Origin of the sequence: Mesorhizobium sp. (assembly GCF_041661565.1) — a bacterium.
GTDB lineage: Bacteria > Pseudomonadota > Alphaproteobacteria > Rhizobiales > Rhizobiaceae > Mesorhizobium.
The window spans coordinates 1-19,645 of the sequence record NZ_JBAZUD010000096.1; the positions used below are offsets into that span (position 1 = coordinate 1).

Annotated in this window: 13 protein-coding genes and 1 pseudogene; 12 read left to right on the forward strand and 2 right to left on the reverse strand. The window is 65.4% G+C overall.

All coding sequences use genetic code 11. The annotated features are described in order from the left end of the window. Positions 1-1,563, reverse strand: a 1,563-nt coding sequence (locus WC739_RS17015) for a phosphoenolpyruvate carboxykinase (protein ID WP_372954192.1), incomplete at its 3' end; no start/stop codon positions are given. Positions 1,564-1,902: 339 nt separating this feature from the next. Between WC739_RS17015 and WC739_RS17020 the strand changes: the two genes are divergently transcribed. The 12 genes from WC739_RS17020 (at position 1,903) to trxA (ending at position 19,454) form a co-directional block, all read left to right on the forward strand. Further along, a complete protein-coding gene (locus WC739_RS17020; protein WP_013528337.1) occupies positions 1,903-2,604 on the forward strand; it encodes a response regulator transcription factor in 702 nt (233 codons plus the stop codon). Positions 2,605-2,734: 130 nt separating this feature from the next. Beyond that, complete coding sequence (locus WC739_RS17025) at positions 2,735-4,519, forward strand: stimulus-sensing domain-containing protein (protein WP_372954193.1); 1,785 nt, start codon at positions 2,735-2,737, stop codon at positions 4,517-4,519. A gap of 9 nt (positions 4,520-4,528) precedes the next feature. Beyond that, positions 4,529-4,975 carry an HPr kinase/phosphorylase gene (locus WC739_RS17030; protein ID WP_372954202.1) on the forward strand — a complete coding sequence of 149 codons (447 nt, stop codon included), beginning with the start codon at positions 4,529-4,531 and terminating at the stop codon, positions 4,973-4,975. Positions 4,976-5,139: 164 nt separating this feature from the next. Further along, the gene (locus WC739_RS17035) at positions 5,140-5,541 is read left to right on the forward strand and encodes a PTS sugar transporter subunit IIA (protein WP_140690825.1); all 402 of its coding nucleotides are present in this window, start codon (positions 5,140-5,142) and stop codon (positions 5,539-5,541) included. Then, a complete protein-coding gene (locus WC739_RS17040; protein ID WP_372954194.1) occupies positions 5,538-5,834 on the forward strand; it encodes an HPr family phosphocarrier protein in 297 nt (98 codons plus the stop codon). Before WC739_RS17035 ends, WC739_RS17040 begins: the two co-directional genes overlap by 4 nt. A 172-nt stretch (positions 5,835-6,006) precedes the next feature. Then, on the forward strand, positions 6,007-7,407 hold the full coding sequence (ahcY, locus tag WC739_RS17045) for an adenosylhomocysteinase (RefSeq protein ID WP_372954195.1): 1,401 nt from the start codon (positions 6,007-6,009) through the stop codon (positions 7,405-7,407). Positions 7,408-7,604: 197 nt separating this feature from the next. Continuing rightward, a complete protein-coding gene (locus WC739_RS17050) occupies positions 7,605-10,160 on the forward strand; it encodes an ATP-binding protein (RefSeq protein WP_372954196.1) in 2,556 nt (851 codons plus the stop codon). Between the two features lie 8 nt (positions 10,161-10,168). After that, positions 10,169-11,680 carry a tRNA (adenosine(37)-N6)-threonylcarbamoyltransferase complex ATPase subunit type 1 TsaE gene (gene tsaE, locus WC739_RS17055; RefSeq protein ID WP_372954197.1) on the forward strand — a complete coding sequence of 504 codons (1,512 nt, stop codon included), beginning with the start codon at positions 10,169-10,171 and terminating at the stop codon, positions 11,678-11,680. After that, positions 11,680-12,405 (forward strand): nucleotidyltransferase family protein, encoded by a 726-nt coding sequence (locus tag WC739_RS17060; protein WP_372954198.1) that lies wholly within the window; start codon positions 11,680-11,682, stop codon positions 12,403-12,405. Before tsaE ends, WC739_RS17060 begins: the two co-directional genes overlap by 1 nt. Then, positions 12,402-15,536 (forward strand): double-strand break repair protein AddB, encoded by a 3,135-nt coding sequence (gene addB / locus WC739_RS17065; protein WP_372954199.1) that lies wholly within the window; start codon positions 12,402-12,404, stop codon positions 15,534-15,536. The genes WC739_RS17060 and addB overlap by 4 nt, the downstream gene beginning before the upstream one ends. Then, positions 15,533-19,051 carry a double-strand break repair helicase AddA gene (gene addA / locus WC739_RS17070; RefSeq protein WP_372954200.1) on the forward strand — a complete coding sequence of 1,173 codons (3,519 nt, stop codon included), beginning with the start codon at positions 15,533-15,535 and terminating at the stop codon, positions 19,049-19,051. The genes addB and addA overlap by 4 nt, the downstream gene beginning before the upstream one ends. Positions 19,052-19,127: 76 nt before the next feature. Further along, positions 19,128-19,454, forward strand: coding sequence for a thioredoxin (gene trxA / locus WC739_RS17075; protein WP_372954201.1), 327 nt, complete (start codon positions 19,128-19,130; stop codon positions 19,452-19,454). A 73-nt stretch (positions 19,455-19,527) separates the two neighbouring features. Here trxA and WC739_RS17080 read toward each other — a convergent pair. Continuing rightward, positions 19,528-19,645, reverse strand: a pseudogene (locus WC739_RS17080) (IS630 family transposase); the annotation flags it as partial.

Below are 19,645 nucleotides of genomic sequence, written 5' to 3' on the forward strand. Positions count from 1 at the left end.
ATCGACATGGCTTTCGAATTTCTCGAAATTGACGGCGAACATGCCGACCAGTCTTGCGGCTTGCCGGTCATAGGCCGTCTTGTCCGCCCAGGTCGATCGCGGATCCAGGATGGCGCTGTCGACGCCGGGTACGGCCACCGGCACCTCGAAGCCGAAATTGGCGTCGGTGCGGAATGCGGTCGCTTTCAGCGAGCCGTCGAGCGCCGCCGCAAGCAGCGCGCGCGTCGCCTTGATTGGCATCCGCTTGCCGGTGCCGTAGGCGCCCCCGGTCCAGCCGGTGTTCACCAGCCAGCAATCGACGCCATGCCTGGCGATCAGGTCGCGCAGGAGATTGCCGTATTCGGAGGGGTGGCGGGGCATGAAGGGCGCGCCGAAACAGGTCGAGAAGGTCGCTTCGGGCTCGGTCACGCCCTTTTCGGTTCCAGCCACCTTGGCGGTATAGCCGGACAGGAAATGGTACATTGCCTGCGCCGGGGTCAGCCGGGCGATCGGCGGCATCACGCCGAACGCATCGGCGGTCAGCATGATGATGTTCCTCGGATGATTGGCGCGTCCGGTCCTGCTGGCGTTGGGAATGAAGTCGAGCGGATAGGCGCAGCGGGTGTTTTCGGTCAGGCTGCCGTCGTTGAAGTCCGGCACGCCGTCGGCGTCGAGCACGACATTTTCCAGCACCGTGCCGAAGCGTTGCGTGGTGGCGAAGATTTCCGGCTCGGCCTCGGCCGACAACTTGATCGTCTTGGCGTAGCACCCACCCTCGAAGTTGAAGATGCCGTGCGGCCCCCAGCCATGCTCGTCATCGCCGATCAGGGTGCGCGAAGGATCAGCCGAAAGCGTCGTCTTGCCGGTGCCGGACAGGCCGAAGAAGACGGCGGCGTCGCCGTTGGCCCCTTCATTGGCGGAGCAATGCATCGGCATCACGCCCTTGGCCGGCAGCAGGTAGTTGAGCATGGTGAAAACCGACTTCTTCATCTCTCCGGCATAGGAGGTGCCGGCGATCAGCACGATCTTGCGTGTCAGGTCGACGGCGATCATCGTCTCGGTTCGGCTGCCGTGACGGGCGGGATCGGCGCGGAACGACGGCAGGTCGATGATCGTCATCTCGGGCACGAACTGCGCAAGTTCGGCGGCATCGGGACGGATGAGCAGATTGCGGATGAACAGCGAGTGCCAGGCGAATTCGGTGACCACCCTGGTCGGCAGCTTCAGCTCCGCGTCGGCGCCGCCAATGAGGTCCTGCACATAGAGATCCTTGTCCGCGGCATGGGCCAGGAAGTCGGCAAGCAGCGTGTCGAACTGGGCCGGCGAGATCGCTTTGTTGTTGTCCCACCAGACTTCGCCCTCGGTCGCGCCGTCGCGGACGACGAACTTATCCTTGGGCGAGCGGCCGGTATGCTGGCCTGTCTCGGCGACCAGCGCGCCATGCGCGGTCAAACGGGCTTCGCCGCGCCGGATCGACTCCTCGTAAAGGGCGGCGGCGCCAAAATTGTAGCGCACCATGCCGGTGGTCTTCAGGCCGATCCGATCGATCGCGCAGGCAGGATTGCGTTTGCCGACTTCAGACATGGTGGTCCCCTCTTGGATTACCGCACCTTCGCCGGCAGATTCCGGCATGCCCGTAACGTGGGCCGGCATGGTCACAACCAGAAAAACCAAATGATATCAAATCATTAATCGATTTAAATATTTTGAAAGTTGTTTAAATCGTTTATATATGCAAAAAGTCCGGTGGTTGCCCAAAGGATTGGCAGTGTTCCAACGTCCTATCCGTGTACAGGTGCAATTGTGGCCGCCGGCACGTCGACCGTGACAGCGGACAGGGCCTATGCCACATTTTGTACCTAATTTGTCCTGCAAAAGCCCCTTCTCTAAAAGAAGGGACAGCTCATGAGGGAGCCGCTTGAAATGGCAACTATCGCGCTTGTCGATGACGACCGCAACATTCTGACGTCGGTGTCGATCGCCCTCGAATCCGAGGGATATCGCGTCGAGACCTACACGGATGGTGCGTCCGCGCTTGAGGGGCTGGCGGCGCGCCCGCCGAACCTTGCCATCCTCGACATCAAGATGCCCCGCATGGACGGCATGGAACTGCTGCGCCGCATGCGCCAGAAGTCCGACCTTCCGGTGATCTTCCTGACCTCCAAGGATGACGAGATCGACGAGTTGTTCGGCCTCAAGATGGGCGCCGACGACTTCATCCGCAAACCCTTCTCGCAGCGTCTCCTCGTCGAGCGGGTACGCGCCGTCCTGCGCCGCGCCAGCGCCCGTGAGGCGGCCGCCAAGACGCCCAGCCAGCAGGCCCGCTCGCTCGAACGCGGGCAGCTCGTCATGGACCAGGAGCGCCACACCTGCACCTGGAAGGGCGAGCCGGTGACGCTTACCGTCACCGAATTCCTGATCCTGCATTCATTGGCGCAGCGCCCCGGTGTCGTGAAAAGTCGTGATGCGCTGATGGATTCGGCCTATGATGAGCAGGTCTATGTCGACGATCGCACGATCGACAGCCACATCAAGCGCCTGCGCAAGAAGTTCAAGGCCGTCGATGACGACTTCGAGATGATCGAAACCCTTTACGGGGTCGGGTACCGGTTCCGCGAGGCTTGAAAAGGCATTGGGCAGTAGGGGATAGTCGTAGTCGGTTTGAATGGTACGGGCGGCCACCGCGATATCAGCCAACCATTTCTCTATTCCCTATTGCCTACTGCCCACTCACTAAACAGGGACCTGCTATTCGATGGCAGTGGAGGCACAGCGAAGCAGGCCGGCGGGCGCCAACAGGCGACCGTCCCGGATCATGCCGTCCTTCCTGTCGAAGATCACGGTGCCGATGCGCCGGTTCCTTGGCCATCACATCTTTTCCAGCCTGACGCGGCGCATCCTCTTCCTCAACCTCGCCGGCCTTGCCGTCCTGGTCACCGGCATCCTCTATCTCAACACCTTTCGCGACGGGCTGATCGACGCCCGCGTCGAAAGCCTGATGACGCAGGGCGAAATCATCGCCGGTGCAATCGCCGCCTCGGCGACGGTCGAGACGGATTCGATCAGCATCGATCCGGAAAAGCTGCTCGAACTGCAGGCCGGCGAAAGCCTCGGGCCGGGCTCGGACCAGCTCGACAATCTGGACTTTCCGATCAATCCCGAACGTGTCGCGCCGGTTCTCAGGAGGCTGATATCGCCGACGCGCACGCGTGCCCGCATCTATGACCGCGACGCCAATCTGCTGCTCGACTCGCGCCATCTCTATTCGCGCGGCCAGATCCTGCGCTACGACCTGCCGCCGGTCGAAGAGGAGCAGCCGGACCTGGTCGAACGCATCCAGAAATTCGTCTTCGATTTCTTCCGCAACACCGAGCTGCCGGTCTATCACGAGCAGCCCGGCGGCAACGGCGCTGCCTTCCCGGAAGTGGTCAAGGCACTCACCGGCAGCCCGTCGACCATCGTGCGCGTCAGCGAGCAGGGTGAGCAGATCGTTTCGGTGGCGGTGCCGATCCAGCGCTTCCGTGCGGTCCTGGGCGTCTTGATGCTGTCGACCGAAGGCGGCGACATCGACAAGATCGTCGCCGCCGAGCGCAAGGCGATCCTGCGCGTCTTCGGCATCGCGGCCTTGGTCACCGCCATCCTGTCCATGCTCCTGGCCTCGACCATCGCCAATCCGCTGCGCCGTCTGTCGGCGGCGGCGGTGCGCGTGCGCCGCGGCGTCAAGAGCCGCGAGGAAATACCGGACTTTTCCGACCGGCAGGACGAGATCGGCAATCTGTCGATCGCCATACGCGACATGACCAACGCGCTCTACGCCCGCATCGAGGCCATCGAGAGTTTCGCGGCCGATGTCTCGCATGAGCTGAAGAACCCCCTGACGTCGCTGCGCAGCGCGGTGGAAACCCTGCCGCTGGCCAAGAATGACAATTCGCGCGGCCGGCTGATGGATATCATCCAGCACGACGTCAGGCGGCTGGACCGCCTCATCACCGACATTTCCGACGCCTCGCGCCTCGATGCGGAGCTGGCCCGGGAAGATGCGGGCAGGGTCGACCTGAAGACATTCATCACCGATCTCGTCGCGGTTTCGCGAGAAGCCACGCGCAACAAGAAGGCGGTCGAGATCGAGTTCAAGGTCGCCAAGCCGCCGCAGGGGGTCAAGGGCTATTTCGTCGTCGGGCATGACCTGCGCATCGGCCAGGTCGTCACCAACCTGATCGAGAACGCCCGCTCCTTCGTGCCCGAGGACCATGGCCACATCACCCTGTCGCTGGCGCGCGCCGGCAAGTTCAACATCCTCACTGTCGACGACAATGGCCCCGGCATCCGGGCCGACAATATCGACCGGATCTTCGAGCGCTTCTACACCGACAGGCCGGCGGGCGAGGCGTTCGGCCAGAATTCGGGTCTCGGCCTTTCGATATCGCGGCAGATCGTCGAGGCCCATGGCGGCACGCTGACCGCCGAGAACATCCCCGGTACCAAGCCCGGCGAGATCAAGGGAGCGCGCTTTGTCGTGACGCTGCCGGCCGAAGCATGATTGCCGATCGTGCAGCCTGAAAACATTCATGCGACGGCCTTGCTGATCGGTGATCGAGGCATCCTCGTGAGCGGCGCCTCCGGTTCAGGCAAGACGACGTTGGCGCTGGCGCTCGTCGAGCATTGCCGCCCACGCGGACTGTTCGCGCGGCTGGTCGGCGACGATCAGTTGTTTGTCGAGGGCTACGCGGGTCGTCTGGTGTGCCGCGCTCCCGCCGCCATAGCCGGGCTCGCCGAAGTGCCGGGGCTCGGCCCGCGACCGCTGCCCTTCGAGGCGGCCTGTGTCATCGACCTGCATTTGCGCCTGCTGCCCGGGGCCGAAACGGTGCGCTTCCAGGAGGACGCCGCCAGCACCATCGCCGGCTGCCTGGTGCCGCGGATCGACCTGGTCGAACGCAATGTCACGGCCGCCTTGCCCGCCGTGATGGCGCGGCTGTCGATCGCGCCTTTTCTATGATCCGCTGCGGATTTTTTGCTGCAATGCGTCAAAATGGCATGGGGCCGCGCAATTTTGGGCTTGTCAACGGGCCGCGCGTCGACAAGATAGCGCTCCCGCCGCCTGGGATGGCTGGCGAGCATAAAATACGCCTGTGAAGCGGCGATGACGGGAGCCACCAAAGAATGATCGGACTCGTGCTTGTAACGCACGGTCAACTGGCCACCGAGTTCCGACATGCCGTGGAACATGTCGTGGGGCCACAAGACAGTTTCGAGACCGTGGCGATCGGCGCCGACGATGATATGGAGCAGCGTCGCCGCGATATCGTCGATGCCGTTGCCCGTGTCGATACCGGAGCCGGCGTCATCGTGCTGACCGACATGTTCGGCGGCACGCCGTCCAACCTCGCCATTTCGGTGATGGAGTCCGGCCGCACCGAGGTCATCGCCGGCATGAACCTGCCGATGCTGATAAAGCTGTCCTCGATCCGCAAGGGCGACAACATGGCGGCGGCGCTCGACGAGGCGCAGGCCGCCGGCCGCAAATACATCAACGTCGCCAGCCAGCTTCTGAGCAGCAAATGAACGCGCTGTCCTCGGAGAAAGACCAACTTGTCCGGGAGTTTCCGATCGTCAACCAGCGCGGCCTGCATGCGCGCGCCTCGGCGAAATTCGTCCATGTGGCGAGCGGTTTCGATGCCTCCGTCCATGTCGAGAAGGATGGCGTCAAGGTCGGCGGCACCTCGATCATGGGCCTGATGATGCTCGCCGCCAGCCCCGGTTACTCGATCCGCGTCACCGCCAGCGGGCCCGAGGCGGTGGAGGTGATGGACGCGCTGGAGCAGCTCGTGGCATCCCGTTTTGGCGAGGAAGCCTGATTCCGCCAAAGCCTGTCCAAGAGACATGCAGGGATAAAGATTTCTTTATATCCCATTGTCGTCGCTGCCCCGATCTGCTAGTCAGGCCGGCAATTCGCGCCCTTTGACGCGCCGGTAGGCGCGGGCGCATCCGCAACCAATTCGCAAGCGCAACAATCGCAGGAGCACTGCCATGACGGGTAGCAAGGATTACGTGGTCGCCGACATCTCGCTTGCCGGCTGGGGCCGCAAGGAAATCGAGATCGCCGAAACCGAAATGCCGGGCCTGATGGCCTGCCGTGAGGAATTCGGCGACAAGAAGCCGCTCAAGGGCGCGCGCATCACCGGCTCGCTGCACATGACCATTCAGACAGCGGTGCTGATCGAAACGCTGAAGGCGCTCGGCGCCGACATCCGCTGGGCGTCCTGCAACATCTTCTCGACCCAGGACCATGCGGCCGCGGCCATTGCCGAGTCCGGCATCCCGGTCTTCGCGGTCAAGGGCGAGTCGCTTGAGCAGTATTGGGACTACACCGACAGGATCTTCCAGTGGGCGGACGGCGGCACCTCCAACATGATCCTCGATGATGGCGGCGACGCCACCATGTACATCCTGATCGGCGCCCGCGCCGAAGCCGGCGAGGACGTGCTGTCCAACCCGCAGAGCGAGGAAGAAGAGTACTTCTATGCCCAGGTCAAGAAGCGCCTGAAGGCTTCGCCCGGCTTCTTCGCCAAGCAGAAGGCGGCGATCCGTGGCGTCACCGAAGAGACGACCACCGGGGTCAACCGCCTTTACCAGTTGCAGAAGAAGGGCCTGCTGCCCTTCCCCGCCATCAACGTCAACGACTCGGTCACCAAGTCGAAATTCGACAACAAGTACGGCTGCAAGGAATCGTTGGTCGACGGCATCCGCCGCGGCACCGACACGATGATGGCCGGCAAGGTCGCGGTCGTTTGCGGCTACGGCGACGTCGGCAAGGGCTCGTCGGCATCGCTCAAGGGCGCCGGCGCCCGCGTCAAGGTCACCGAAGTCGATCCGATCTGCGCGCTGCAGGCGGCGATGGACGGTTTTGAAGTTGTCACGCTGGAAGACGCGGCTCCGACCGCCGACATCGTCATCACCACCACCGGCAACAAGGACGTCGTCACCCTCGACCACATGCGCTCGATGAAGGACATGGTCATCGTCGGCAACATCGGCCACTTCGATAACGAGATCCAGGTGGCTTCGCTGCGCAACCTGAAATGGACCAACGTCAAGCCGCAGGTCGACATGATCACCTTCGCGGACGGCAAGCGGATGATCCTCTTGTCGGAAGGCCGCCTGCTCAATCTGGGCAATGCCACCGGCCATCCAAGCTTCGTCATGTCGGCGTCCTTCACCAACCAGGTGCTGGCCCAGATCGAGTTGTATACCAAGCCCGGACAGTACGAGAATCAGGTCTATGTGCTGCCCAAGCATCTCGATGAAAAGGTCGCGCGGCTGCATCTCGACAAGCTCGGCGCCCGCCTGACCGAACTGTCCGGCGAGCAGGCGGCCTATATCGGCGTCAGCCAGCAGGGACCGTTCAAGCCGGAACACTACCGCTATTAACCAAAGCGCAAATTGCTACCAGATATTGACGCCGGGCGATTGACTTTTCGCCCGGCTTTATTTTTGCGCGCCGTCGCCTTCACGGCGATTCGGCGAGGGTTTATTGTCGGGTGATTCGCGACGCTTCCGGCCCGAAAAGGGATAGAGAGGCGCGCATCAGGGCGGTCTTGCATTCAGGCGGCGGAGAGGACCAAGACATGCCGGGGCAACACCCGCACGGAGCGGGACGGGCCGTTTCCGGCGGCCATGACGATTCGGGGATTACTGGCTCCGCCCTGGGAGGCGGCAGCCTGTCATGGCGCGCTCGCGCCGGGCTGTTGCTCGCCACCTCCACGCTGGCCGTCCCCTTGCTCCATGCGGTTGCGCGTGCGGAGGGCGCTGGCGCGGCCGTGGCCGGCCTGTCGGTCAGCACGGTCGAGGTCATGCAGCTTGCCGTGTTCGTCGGCGTGACCGGCGCGGCCCTTCTGTCGGCCATCGTCCTCATTCGCGAAAGGGCCCGCACCTCGGCGGAGAATGTCGAGCTCAGGAGCCGCCTCGCCGACATCAACGCGGCGCTGCGCCGTTCGGAGGCGCTGCTCAACCTGCGCGACCAGCGTGTCGTTGTCTGGGCGGCGGAAAACAAGAAGCCGGAACTGGTCGGCACCTTGCCGGTCGAAAGCGGAGCGCCCGAGGACCGGGCCGCCTTCCTCGCCTTCGGCCGCTGGCTGATGCCGCGCTCGGCCGCGGCGCTCGAACACGCGATCGCGGGACTGCGCGAAAAGGCGCGGCCCTTCGACCTTGTCATCGAATCGCAGGCCGGTGCGCCGCTCGAGGTGCATGGCCGCAAGAGCGCCGCGCATGTGCTCGTACGCTTCGTGTCGCTCTCGGAGACACAGCGCGGCCAGGCGCGGCTCAAGATCGAAAACCAGCGCCTCGCGGCTGACCATGACACGATGATCGGCCTGCTCGACGCGCTGAAGATGCCGACATGGATGCGTGGCGAGGACGGGCGGCTGAGATGGGTCAACCGCGCCTATGCCGATGCCGTCGAAGCCGAAAGCCCGGAGGCGGCCGTGCGCGACGCGAAGGAGTTTCTCGGCGGCCAGGCACGCGACGCGATTGCCGCGCAGCACAGGTCGCATCCGGTCTTCGAGCAGTCGCTCTCCACCGTGATCGAAGGCGACCGGCGCGTGTTCGCGGTAACCGATTTCGCCGGCGCGGATGGCTCGGCCGGCCTTGCTTGCGATACCAGCGCCATCGAGGCGGTTCGCGGCGAATACGAGCGCACCGTCAGGAGCCACGCCGACACGCTCGACCAGCTCAACACGGCGGTGGCCATTTTCGATATCGACGAGAAGCTGCGGTTCTTCAACCAGGCGTTCCAGAAGCTCTGGGGCCTCGACATCGGCTTCCTGCACAGCGCCCCCGACAATGCGCTGTTGCTCGACCGTTTGCGCAGCGAGGGCAAGATCGCCGAGCAGCCTGAATGGCGCCGCTGGAAGGAAAGCCTGCTTGGCGCCTATCGCGCCGTGGAATCGCAGGAACATTGGTGGCACCTGCCCGATGGCAAGACCATCCGCGTTGTCGCCAACCCGCAGCCGAAGGGCGGCGTCACCTGGGTCTTCGAGAACCTCACCGAGAAGATGGACCTCGAGAGCCGCTATCAGACGGCGGTCCGGGTCCAGGGCGAAACGCTCGACAACCTTGCCGAGGGCGTGGCGGTGTTCGGCCCCGACGGCAGGCTTCGGCTGTCGAACCCGGCCTTTGCCAAACTCTGGGGACTGAGCGCCGAAGCGACTAAGGCGAATGTGCATGTCTCCACGATCCGCGACCTCTGCAGCCGGCAGGCGGCGGACAATCCCTGGCCCGGCTTTGTCGCCGCCATCACCGGTTTCGACGATGAGCGCCGCGATCGCCATGGCCAGACCGAACTCAACAATGGCGATGTGCTGAGCTACGCCATGATCCCGCTGCCCAATGGGCAGGTGATGATGACGTTCGTCGACGTCACCGACAGCGTCCATGTCGAGAGGGCGCTGAAGGACAAGAACGAGGCGTTGCGGAAATCCGACCAGCTCAAGAACGAGTTCGTCCAGCACGTGTCCTACGAATTGCGATCGCCGCTGACCAACATCATCGGCTTCACCGAGTTGCTGACGCTGCCGACGACCGGACCGCTGAACCAGAAGCAGCGCGAATATGTCGGGCATGTCAGCTCGTCGTCCTCGGTCCTGCTCACCATTGTCAACGACATCCTCGATCTGGCGACGGTGGATGCCGGCATCATGCAGCTCGACATTTCGGAGGTGCATGTCGACCAGACCATCGCCGCCGCGGCCGAACTGGTGGTCGACCGGCTGGAGGAGCATTCGATAAGGCTGGAGATCGACGCGGCGGCGGCGCCGAAGACATTTCACGGCGACGAGATCCGGGTCCGCCAGATCCTCTACAATCTGCTCAGCAACGCCGCCAACTACGCACCGGAAGCCAGCACCATCAGGCTCGCCTGCCGCCAGTTGGCGAGCGCGGTGGAATTCTCGGTTCACGACGACGGCCCGGGCATGCCGCCAGATGTCCTCGACTCGGTATTCCGCCGCTTCGAGCCGCGCACCAATGGCGGGCGCCGGCGCGGCGCCGGCCTTGGCCTGTCGATCGTCAAGAGCTTTGTCGAGCTGCATGGCGGCAGTGTGCGCATCGAAACCGGCAAGGACAGGGGCACGACCGTTATCTGCACCTTTCCTGACAGGCCGGGCATCCGCGCCGCGGCCGAGTAGCGCGCGCGATGGCCGGATTGGTGCTGGAGCATGTGCTCGCCGACGAGGCACGGACAGCAAGACTGGGCGAGGATCTTGCGCTGTCGCTGCGCGCCGGTGACGTGCTGTTGCTCAAGGGCGATCTCGGCGCCGGCAAGTCGACGCTGGCGCGCGCGCTGATCAGAACCTTGGCCGACAATGCCGAGCTCGATGTTCCAAGTCCGACTTTCACGCTGGTGCAGAGCTACGAGACTCGCATTCCGGTGCACCATTTCGACCTCTACCGCCTGTCCTCTGCGGCCGAACTCGATGAGCTTGGCTTCGACGAGGCGCTGGCGCAGGGCGCGGTCCTGGTCGAATGGCCGGAACGGGCAGAGGGCCATCTGCCGAAAACCGCTATTCTGGTCGAGCTTGTCCAGCATGGCGAAGGCCGCCTGGCGCGGCTGTCGGGGCAGGGTGCGGCCTTCGACCGCGCGGCGCGGTCGCTGGCCATGCGCGACTTTCTCGAACATGCCGGCTGGGGCGAAGCGCGGCGTCGCCATTTCACCGGCGATGCCTCGGCTCGCTCCTATGAAATCGTGTCGCTTGCCGGCCGGGACCAGCAAGTGCTGATGAACTCGCCGCGGCTGGTGCTCGGCCCGGCGGTCCGCGACGGCAAGCCCTATGCCGAAATCGCGCATACGGCCCAGTCGGTGTCCGCCTTCGTCGCCATCGACCGCGCGTTAAAGGCCGGTGGCGTCAGCGTTCCCGAAATCCATGCAGAGGACCAGGACAAGGGCTTCCTGCTGCTTGAACATCTCGGTTCCGAAGGATTTCTGGGCAAGGATGGCGAGCCGATAGCTGAGCGCTATGCGGCGGCCGCCGAACTGCTGGCCATGATGCATGGCAGGGCGTGGCCGAAGCGCATGGAAGCAGGGCAGGGCGGCTTCCATGACGTGCCCCCCTTCGACCGCGACGCGATGATGATCGAAGCCGACCTGCTGGTCGACTGGTATGTGCCGGCGATTTCCGGAAGTCCGGCCAGCGACGGCTTGCGCGCCGGCTACCACAACGCATGGAACGCGCTTTTCGACCGACTGCGAGGCCGCGAATACACGCTGATGCTGCGCGATTTCCATTCACCCAACATCATCTGGCGCGCCGATCGCAACGGCCACGATCGGCTGGGCATCGTCGATTTCCAGGACGCGCTGATCGGTCCCTCCGCCTATGATGTCGCGTCGCTGGCCATGGACGCCCGTGTGACCGTTTCTCCCGTAATCGAGAAGCGGACGCTCGATGCCTATGTCGCGGCACGCCACGCCGCGGGCGCGTTTGACGAGGCAGGCTTTCTCGAGACCTACGCAATCATGGCGGCGCAGCGCAATTCCAAGATCCTCGGCATCTTCGTGCGGCTGCACAAGCGCGACGGCAAGCCGGATTATCTCAAGCATCTGCCGCGCATTCGCGACTATCTGCGCCGCGCCCTGGTGCATCCGACGCTGGCCGGCCTGCGGGATTTCTACAGCGACAACGGTCTGCTGGAGGAGCGCGCGCTGTGATGGAAGGACCGGACACCGCGATCGTCCTCGCCGCCGGGCTCGGCAAGCGCATGCGGCCGATCACCGACACCATTCCCAAGCCGCTGGTCAGGATCGCCGGCAAGACCTTGCTCGACTGGGGCCTCGACAGCCTGGCCGCCGCCGGCGTCGTCACGGCGGTGGTCAACGTCCACTATCTTCCAGGACAGATCGTCGGCCATGTCGTCGCGCGGCAGGCGCCGCACGTCATCATCTCCGACGAGAGCGAACAGCTGCTCGATTCCGCCGGCGGCATCGTCAAGGCGTTGCCGCATCTGGGCGAGAAGCCCTTCTATGTTGTCAATGCCGACACGTTCTGGATCGACGACGGTCCCCCCAATCTTGGCCGGCTCGCCCTTGCGTGGGACGCGACGACAATGGATATTCTGCTGATGCTGGCTGATCTGCATCAGGCGACCGGACACAGCGGCGGCACCGATTTCCTGGTGGCGCCGGATGGTGCCTTGCGGCGTTCCAAAGGGGATCCGTCCGGCCTGATCTATGCCGGCGCGGCGATCGTCCACCCACGCCTTTTCCGGGATGCGCCCGCCGTGCCGCATTCGCTCAACGCCTATTTCGACAGGGCGATAGACGCCGGCCGCCTGTTCGGCATGCCGATGCATGGCCGCTGGATCACCGTCGGCACGCCAGATGCCATCCCGCTTGCGGAAGCGGCCGTCGCCGGTGCCTTGACCGGCTCGCGATGAGCGGCTCGAGCCGCGTTTTCTCCATCCCACCCGGAGCGCCGTTTCTGCCGACGCTTGCCGAGGCGCTGCTTGCCGGCCGCCTGGTCCCAGGCTTCCGCTTCGACGGCGACCCGCTTGCGCTGGCCGATGTCACCATCTATGTGCCGACGCGCCGCGCCGCGCGTGCCTTGCGCGGTGTCTTCGTCGACAGCCTGAAGGCGCGTGGCGGCAGCGGGTCGGCGATCCTGCCGGTTATCCGCCCGCTCGGCGAATTCGACGAAGACGAGGCCGCGTTCGACGCCGAACCGTCGGCGGCCATCGATCTCGCGCCGCCGATCGCCGCACTCGAGCGCCTGTTGCTGCTGACGCCTCTGGTGCGCGCCTGGAAGCGCCGGCTGCCGGCGCATGTCGCCGCCCTTTTCGCCGAGGAGATCATCATCCCGGCGTCGACCGCCGACGCGATCTGGCTGGCGCGGGATCTCGCCAGGCTGATGGATGACATCGAGACGGAGGGCTCGGACTGGGCGAGGCTCAAGGACGTGGTAACCGGTAACCTTGCCGAGTGGTGGCAGGTGACCCTCGAATTCCTCGACATCGTCACCAATGCCTGGCCGAAATTCCTGGAAGAAAGCGGCCAATCCGATCCTGCCGCGCATCGCAACGCCTTGATCCGGGCGGAAGCGGCGCGGCTGCGGCGCGATCCACCCGCCGGGCCGGTCATCGCGGCGGGATCCACCGGCTCGATACCCGCCACGGCGGAACTGCTTGCCGCTATCGCCCGCTTGCCCGGCGGCGCCGTCGTGCTGCCTGGCCTCGACCGGACCCTGGACGAAGCGTCCTTCCAGGCGATCGGCGCGCCCGGCGCCCGTCCGGCCGTGCTCGGTCACCCGCAATATGGCTTGGCCCGGCTGCTCGGCAAGATCGGCGTGCCGCGCGGCGATGTCGAGGAGATTGGCGCGACCGAGCCTCGGCTCGTGCTGCGCGCCGCGATGATCGGCGAAGCGCTCCGGCCGGCCGAGACCACGGAACTCTGGGCCGAGACGCGCGCGGGATTCCAGGCTTCCGACATTGCGGGCGCCTTTGCCGATGTGACCCTGATCGAAGCGGCGAGCGAACGCGATGAGGCCGTTGCCATCGCCGTCGCCCTCAAGCAGGCGGTGGAGACACCGGGCCAAACGGCCGCGCTCGTCACCGGCGACCGCGCCCTGGCGCGCCGCGTCAGCGTCGAACTCCAGCGCTTCGGCGTCACCGCCGATGATTCCGGCGGCACGCCACTCGCCAACAGCCCGGCGGCCAGCCTGCTCAGGCTGGCGCTCGAGGCGGTGTTCCGGTCCGGCGACCCGGTCGGCCTGCTGGCGCTGCTCAAGCATCCGCTGCTCCATCTCGGCCTCGAACGGGCCGATGTGCGCCACGCGGCCGAACTCATCGAACTGGTGGCGCTTCGCGGCGGCACCGGCCGTCCCGACATCGCGTCGCTCGCGGATATGTTCGAGGCTCGCCTTTCCGGCCTGGACGAGGGCGGCCGGCCGCCCTTCTGGTTGTCCAGGCTGACCGTGCGCTCCATCGAAAACGCGCGCAATGTGCTCGCACGTCTCACGCAAGCCCTGGCGCCGTTGACCGCGTTTCGCGGTCATGCCGATGCCGGCCTGGCGGCGCTGGTCGGGTCCAGCGTCACGGCACTCGAAAATCTTGGCCGCGCGGCGGATGGAGGCCTTGCCGAACTCTATGCCGGTGATGCCGGCGAAAAACTCGCCGAACTGCTGCGCGGACTGGTGGCGGCCTCGGCACCGCTCTCGTTTGCGGCGGGCGAATGGCCGGACGTGATGGTGGCGCTGATAGCACCCGAGACAGTCAAGCCGGCGCAGGGCAGCGACAGGAACATCGCCATCTGGGGCGCGCTGGAAGCCCGGCTGCAGACCGTCGACACGCTTGTCATCGGCGGGCTCAACGAAGGGGTGTGGCCGCGCAAGCCCGAGAGCGACCGCTTCATGTCGCGGCTGATGAAGACGGGCATCGACCTCGAGCCGCCCGAACGGCGCATAGGCCTTGCCGCGCATGATTTCCAGATGGCCATGGGCGCCGGCAAAGTGGTGCTGGCCCGCTCGGCGCGTGCCGGCGACGCACCTGCCGTGCCCTCGCGCTGGCTGCAGCGTCTCGTCACCTTCATCGGCAATGACCAGGCGACTGGCCCGCGCCGGCGTGGCGATCAGCTGCTCGCCTGGGCGCGCGCGCTGGACGCCGGCCCGAGGCAGGATTTCGCGCCACGACCACGGCCGAAGCCGCCTCTGTCGGTACGTCCAACGCATTTCTCGGTCACCGAGATCGAGACGCTGCGCCGCGACCCCTATGCCGTCTATGCAAGACGCATCCTCGGGCTGATGCCGCTCGAACCGGTCATCCGCGATCCCGGCGCGGCGGAGCGCGGCACGTTGTTCCACGCCATCCTGCATCGGTTCTCCGCACGCGCTCCCGACCCGCGCGCGCCAGAAGCGCTGGCCGACCTCATTGCCGCCGGCCGCGCCTGCTTTGCCGAGGCAGCCCTTCCGGCCGATGTCGAGGCGGTGTGGTGGCCGCGTTTCGAGAAACTCGCCGCCAACATCATCGAGTGGGAGCGCACGCGCGCCGACGCGGTGATACGCCGCCATGCCGAGGAGCGGGCGGGGAAGACAGTCGTTGGCCGGTCCGGCGTGACACTGTCCGGCTATGCCGACCGCGTCGACCTGCTGGCCGGCGGCATGGCCGACATACTGGACTACAAGACCGGCTCCTCACCCTCCAAGGCGCAGGCGCACACGCTGCTGGCGCCGCAATTGGCCTTGGAAGGCGCCCTTCTCAGGCGCGGCGCCTTCAAGGATTTGGGCGCGCGGGAGCCGTCGCAACTGGCCTTCATCAGGCTGAAGCCGAATGGCGAGGTGTTCGAGGAATCCATCCTCGAACACAACCGCCAGCCGCGGACAGCTTCCGACCTTGCCGAGGAGGCCTGGGCGCGGCTGGAGAAGCTGCTGATCCACTATGCCGACCCGGAGACCGGCTACCTGTCGCGCGCGCTGCCGTTTCGCGAAGGCGAGACGGATGGCGACTACGACCATCTGGCCCGCGTTCTCGAATGGTCGGCCGGCGGCGATCCCGGCGACGAGGGCGACGAGGCATGAAGAAGGCCTATCCGATCCCGAGTGAAACCGCTTCCAGCCAGGCGCGTGCTTCCGACCCGAAGAACTCCGCCTGGGTGTCGGCCAATGCCGGATCCGGCAAGACCCATGTGCTGGCCCAGCGCGTCATCCGGCTGCTGCTGCGCGGCACCGATCCGTCGAAGATCCTGTGCCTGACCTATACGCGCGCCGCCGCCGCCAACATGTCGAACCGGGTGTTCTCGACCCTGTCGGAGTGGACGACGCTGGGCGACCTCGATCTGGCGTCCAGGGTCGAGGCGCTGGAGGGCCGCCGGCCGGATCTGGAAACCATGCGCCGCGCCCGCCGCCTGTTCGCCGAGGCGCTGGAAACACCGGGCGGGCTGAAGATCCAGACCATCCACGCATTTTGCGAATCGGTGCTCCACCAGTTCCCCCTCGAGGCCAACATCCCCGCCCATTTCGAGCTGCTCGACAGCCAGATGGAGGTATCTCTTTTTGCCGCCGCGCGCCGCGAGATGATCTCCGGCACGGCCGCCGGCGACAAGGAACTGGCCGAGGCGTTCGCCACTATTCTGGACCGTGGCGGCGAAGCCGGGCTCGATGCGCTGCTGGGCGAGATCGTGCGCAAGCGGGACGGCCTGAACACCTTTGTCGATTCGATCGGACGCAACGACACCCGCTTCCAGCCGCTGTTCGATGAGTTCGAGTTCCGAGCCGGCCAGACCGCCGAAGGCATAGCCGCCTCGGTGTGGCCATTGCCGGGCTTCCCGCCGGATTACTTCGACGGTTTTGCCCATGCCGCCGAAGCTGCAGACGCCAGGACGGTGCTGAACAATATCCTGCCCTATGCGCGCCTGGCCTTCGCCGAGGGCGACCCGGTGCGCCGGCTGCAACTGCTGTCGCGGGCGTTTCTCAAGACCGATGGCGATGCCTACGATCCGGCAAAGGCGTTCAAGAAGGCCCTGGTCAGCCAACTCCCCGATCTGGCGGATCGCTATCTCACGGCGGCCAGGGCCGTCATTCAAACCGTCGACCGCCTGGCCCTGTTCCGGATGCTCGAAGGCACGCGGGCCGCGCTGACCATAGCCGACTGGCTGATCGCCCGTTACGAGATCCTGAAGCGCAGCCGCGGCTTCCTCGACTTCAACGATCTGATCACGCGCACGGTCAACCTTCTGGGGCGGCCCGACGCCGGTCCCTGGGTGCAATACAAGCTCGACCAGGGCATCGACCATATCCTGCTCGACGAGGCGCAGGATACCAGCCCGGATCAATGGGAGGTGGTGAAGCGGCTGGCCGAAGAGTTCTTTGCCGGCCTTGGCGCCCGCGACGCGAACAATCGCACGGTCTTTGCCGTCGGCGACGAGAAGCAGTCGATCTATTCCTTCCAGGGCGCCGCGCCCGACTCCTTCGCCGACAGCCGGCTTTTGTTCGCCGGTAAGGTGCGCGAAGCCGAGGCGTCGTTTGCCGACCTCAAGCTGACCTGGTCGTTCCGCTCGACGGATGACGTGCTTGCCGCCGTCGACCGCGTCTTTGCCGATCCTATTGTCCGGCGCGGCATCAGCCACGATCCCGATCCGCTGCGCCACCAGGCGATCCGCACCGACGCTCCCGGCTATGTCGAGGTCTGGCCGTCGATCGGCACCGAAGCCGTTGACGAACCCGACGACTGGGCGCAGGCCATCGATCACGCGCATGCGCCGGCGGTGCGCGTCGCCGAAAATGTCGCCGCCACCATCGCCGGCTGGATCGGCAAGGGCGAGATCATCGAAGGCCGCGGCAAGCGGCTGCGGCCGGGCGACGTGCTGGTGCTGGTGCGCAAGCGCGATCGCTTCGTCCACGCCCTGACCCGCGCCTTGAAACGCCGCGACATCCCGGTTGCCGGCGCCGACCGGCTGAGCCTGCCCGGCCATATCGCGGTCAAGGACCTGATCGCGCTCGGCCATCTCCTTATCCAGCCGCAGGATGACCTGTCGCTGGCCGCCGTCCTGCGCGGCCCGATCTTCGATCTGCCGGAAGAGACACTTTTCACGCTCGCCGCGCAGAGGCCGCCCGGCGTGTCGCTGCTTGCGTCCCTGCGCAGCCAAGCAGGCGAAGGCGGGCGGCTTGCGGCCATTGCCGCGCAAATAGACATCTGGACGAACGAGGCCGCCTTCAGGCCGGTGTTCGAATTCTATGCCGGTCTGCTGGCGCGCGATGGCGTGCGCCGCAAGATGGTCGCTCGGCTCGGACCCGAGGCCGGCGATATTCTCGACGAGTTCCTGAGTTTCTGCCTCGCCGAGGAACGGACCGGCCTGCCTGGGCTGGAGGCGTTCCTGGCGACGCTGGAGAATGCCGGTCCCGAGATCAAGCGCGAGATGGACCAGACTCGCGACGAGGTCCGCGTCATGACCGTCCATGCCGCCAAGGGCCTCGAGGCGCCGGTCGTGTTCCTGGTCGATGGCGGCTCCGCCCCATTCAGCGATCAGCATCTGCCACGGCTGATGCCTTTCGCCGGGTCGGGCAACTACTGGGACGGCAAGGGCTATCTGTGGCGGTCGGCCAGCGATGTCGCCAATGGCTTTTCGAAAGCGGCGGCGGCAAAGGCACGGGAACTGGCCGACGACGAATACCGCCGGCTGCTCTATGTCGGCATGACGCGCGCCGAGGACCGGTTGATCGTCTGCGGCTATCACGGCAAGCGGGCACCGAATGCAGGCACCTGGCATTCGATCGTCAGCCGCGCCCTGGTCGGGGCGCCGGAAAGCGAACAGCGCGAGCATCCCGCCGGTGGCGAACCGGTGCATCGGTTCCATGTCACGAAGCTGCCGCCTGTCGCCCTGGTTTCCGACGGGCAGGCCCACCAGGCTGATGCGTTCGCCCCGCTGCCCGCCACGCTGTTCCACCCCTTGCCGCCTTTCGAGGATCTGCCGCGGCCGCTGTCGCCATCCGGCGCCTCGGCGCTGATCGATGAAGGCAAGGAGGCCGTGGTCGACAAGGCCTCGCCGGTTCTGGATGCCGATGTCGAGCCGGGTTTTGCGGTGATGCGCGGGCTCGCCCTGCACAAACTGCTGCAGATGTTGCCCGGCATTGCCGAGGACCGGCGCCACGAAGCGGCGGAACGCTATCTTGCCCGCGTTGGCATGAAATGGCATCCGTCGGAGCGTGAAAATGCCCTGGCCTCGGTCAACGCCATCCTTGCCGACGCCGCGCTGGGTGCGCTGTTCACGCCATCGTCGCGCGCCGAGGTCTCGATCATGGGCACCCTCGAGGTCAAGGGCAAGAACCGCTCGATTTCCGGCAAGATCGACCGGCTGGCGGTGACATCGAATACCGTCTCGATCGTCGACTACAAGACCAACAGGCCGGCGCCCGCCTCCCTGGCCGAGGTGCCGCCGGCCTATGTCCTGCAACTCGCGCTCTATCGCGCCCTGCTGCGGCCGCTCTATCCCGGGCGCGCGGTGAAGGCGGCCTTGCTGTTCACCGAAGCGCCGCGGCTGATCGAACTGCCGGCCAGCGTGATGGATGACGCCCTTGCCCGACTCACGGGACCGTGACACAAGACCTGCTTGAAGAAGGGCGCGATAACCACCACATTTGGTGCGACAAAGAACTCTCGAAAGGATTTTCCGCATGGGTGCCACCGTCAAGGTCGACAAGAGCAATTTCCAGGCCGACGTGCTCGACGCCAGCGTGCCGGTCGTGGTTGATTTCTGGGCGGAATGGTGCGGCCCCTGCAAGCAGATCGCGCCGTCGCTTGAAGACATCGCCACCGAACTCGGCGCCAGGGTCAAGATCGCCAAGCTGAACATCGACGAGAATCCCGAGCTCGCCGCGCAGTTCGGCGTGCGCTCGATCCCGACGCTGATGATCTTCAAGGGCGGCGAAGTGGCCGACATCAAGGTTGGCGCAGCGCCCAAGACGGCCCTGTCGCACTGGGTCAACGGCAACCTCGCCTGATCTGTCTGAATTCCCGATACCAAAGCCCGGCCGTCGCGCCGGGCTTTTTGTTGGCGTTATCGCTTAGAGCCATTCACGTTTTGACGGAAGCGTAGCCTGCGTTTTCGAAGTAGTTCCTGCATTCGGCCGGCTCGATGGTTTCGACGAGGTGGCCGATGTGGCGCCAAGTGTCCTCGACGGTACGTTTCTGA

Bases quoted from the DNA above. Each gene is read 5' to 3' on its own strand.
- WC739_RS17020 (WP_013528337.1), top strand. From the start codon at position 1,903: ATGGCAACTATCGCGCTTGTCGATGACGACCGCAACATTCTGACGTCG.
- WC739_RS17025 (WP_372954193.1), top strand. From the start codon at position 2,735: ATGGCAGTGGAGGCACAGCGAAGCAGGCCGGCGGGCGCCAACAGGCGA.
- WC739_RS17035 (WP_140690825.1), top strand. From the start codon at position 5,140: ATGATCGGACTCGTGCTTGTAACGCACGGTCAACTGGCCACCGAGTTC.
- WC739_RS17040 (WP_372954194.1), top strand. From the start codon at position 5,538: ATGAACGCGCTGTCCTCGGAGAAAGACCAACTTGTCCGGGAGTTTCCG.
- ahcY (WP_372954195.1), top strand. From the start codon at position 6,007: ATGACGGGTAGCAAGGATTACGTGGTCGCCGACATCTCGCTTGCCGGC.
- WC739_RS17050 (WP_372954196.1), top strand. From the start codon at position 7,605: ATGCCGGGGCAACACCCGCACGGAGCGGGACGGGCCGTTTCCGGCGGC.
- tsaE (WP_372954197.1), top strand. From the start codon at position 10,169: ATGGCCGGATTGGTGCTGGAGCATGTGCTCGCCGACGAGGCACGGACA.
- WC739_RS17060 (WP_372954198.1), top strand. From the start codon at position 11,680: ATGGAAGGACCGGACACCGCGATCGTCCTCGCCGCCGGGCTCGGCAAG.
- addB (WP_372954199.1), top strand. From the start codon at position 12,402: ATGAGCGGCTCGAGCCGCGTTTTCTCCATCCCACCCGGAGCGCCGTTT.
- addA (WP_372954200.1), top strand. From the start codon at position 15,533: ATGAAGAAGGCCTATCCGATCCCGAGTGAAACCGCTTCCAGCCAGGCG.
- trxA (WP_372954201.1), top strand. From the start codon at position 19,128: ATGGGTGCCACCGTCAAGGTCGACAAGAGCAATTTCCAGGCCGACGTG.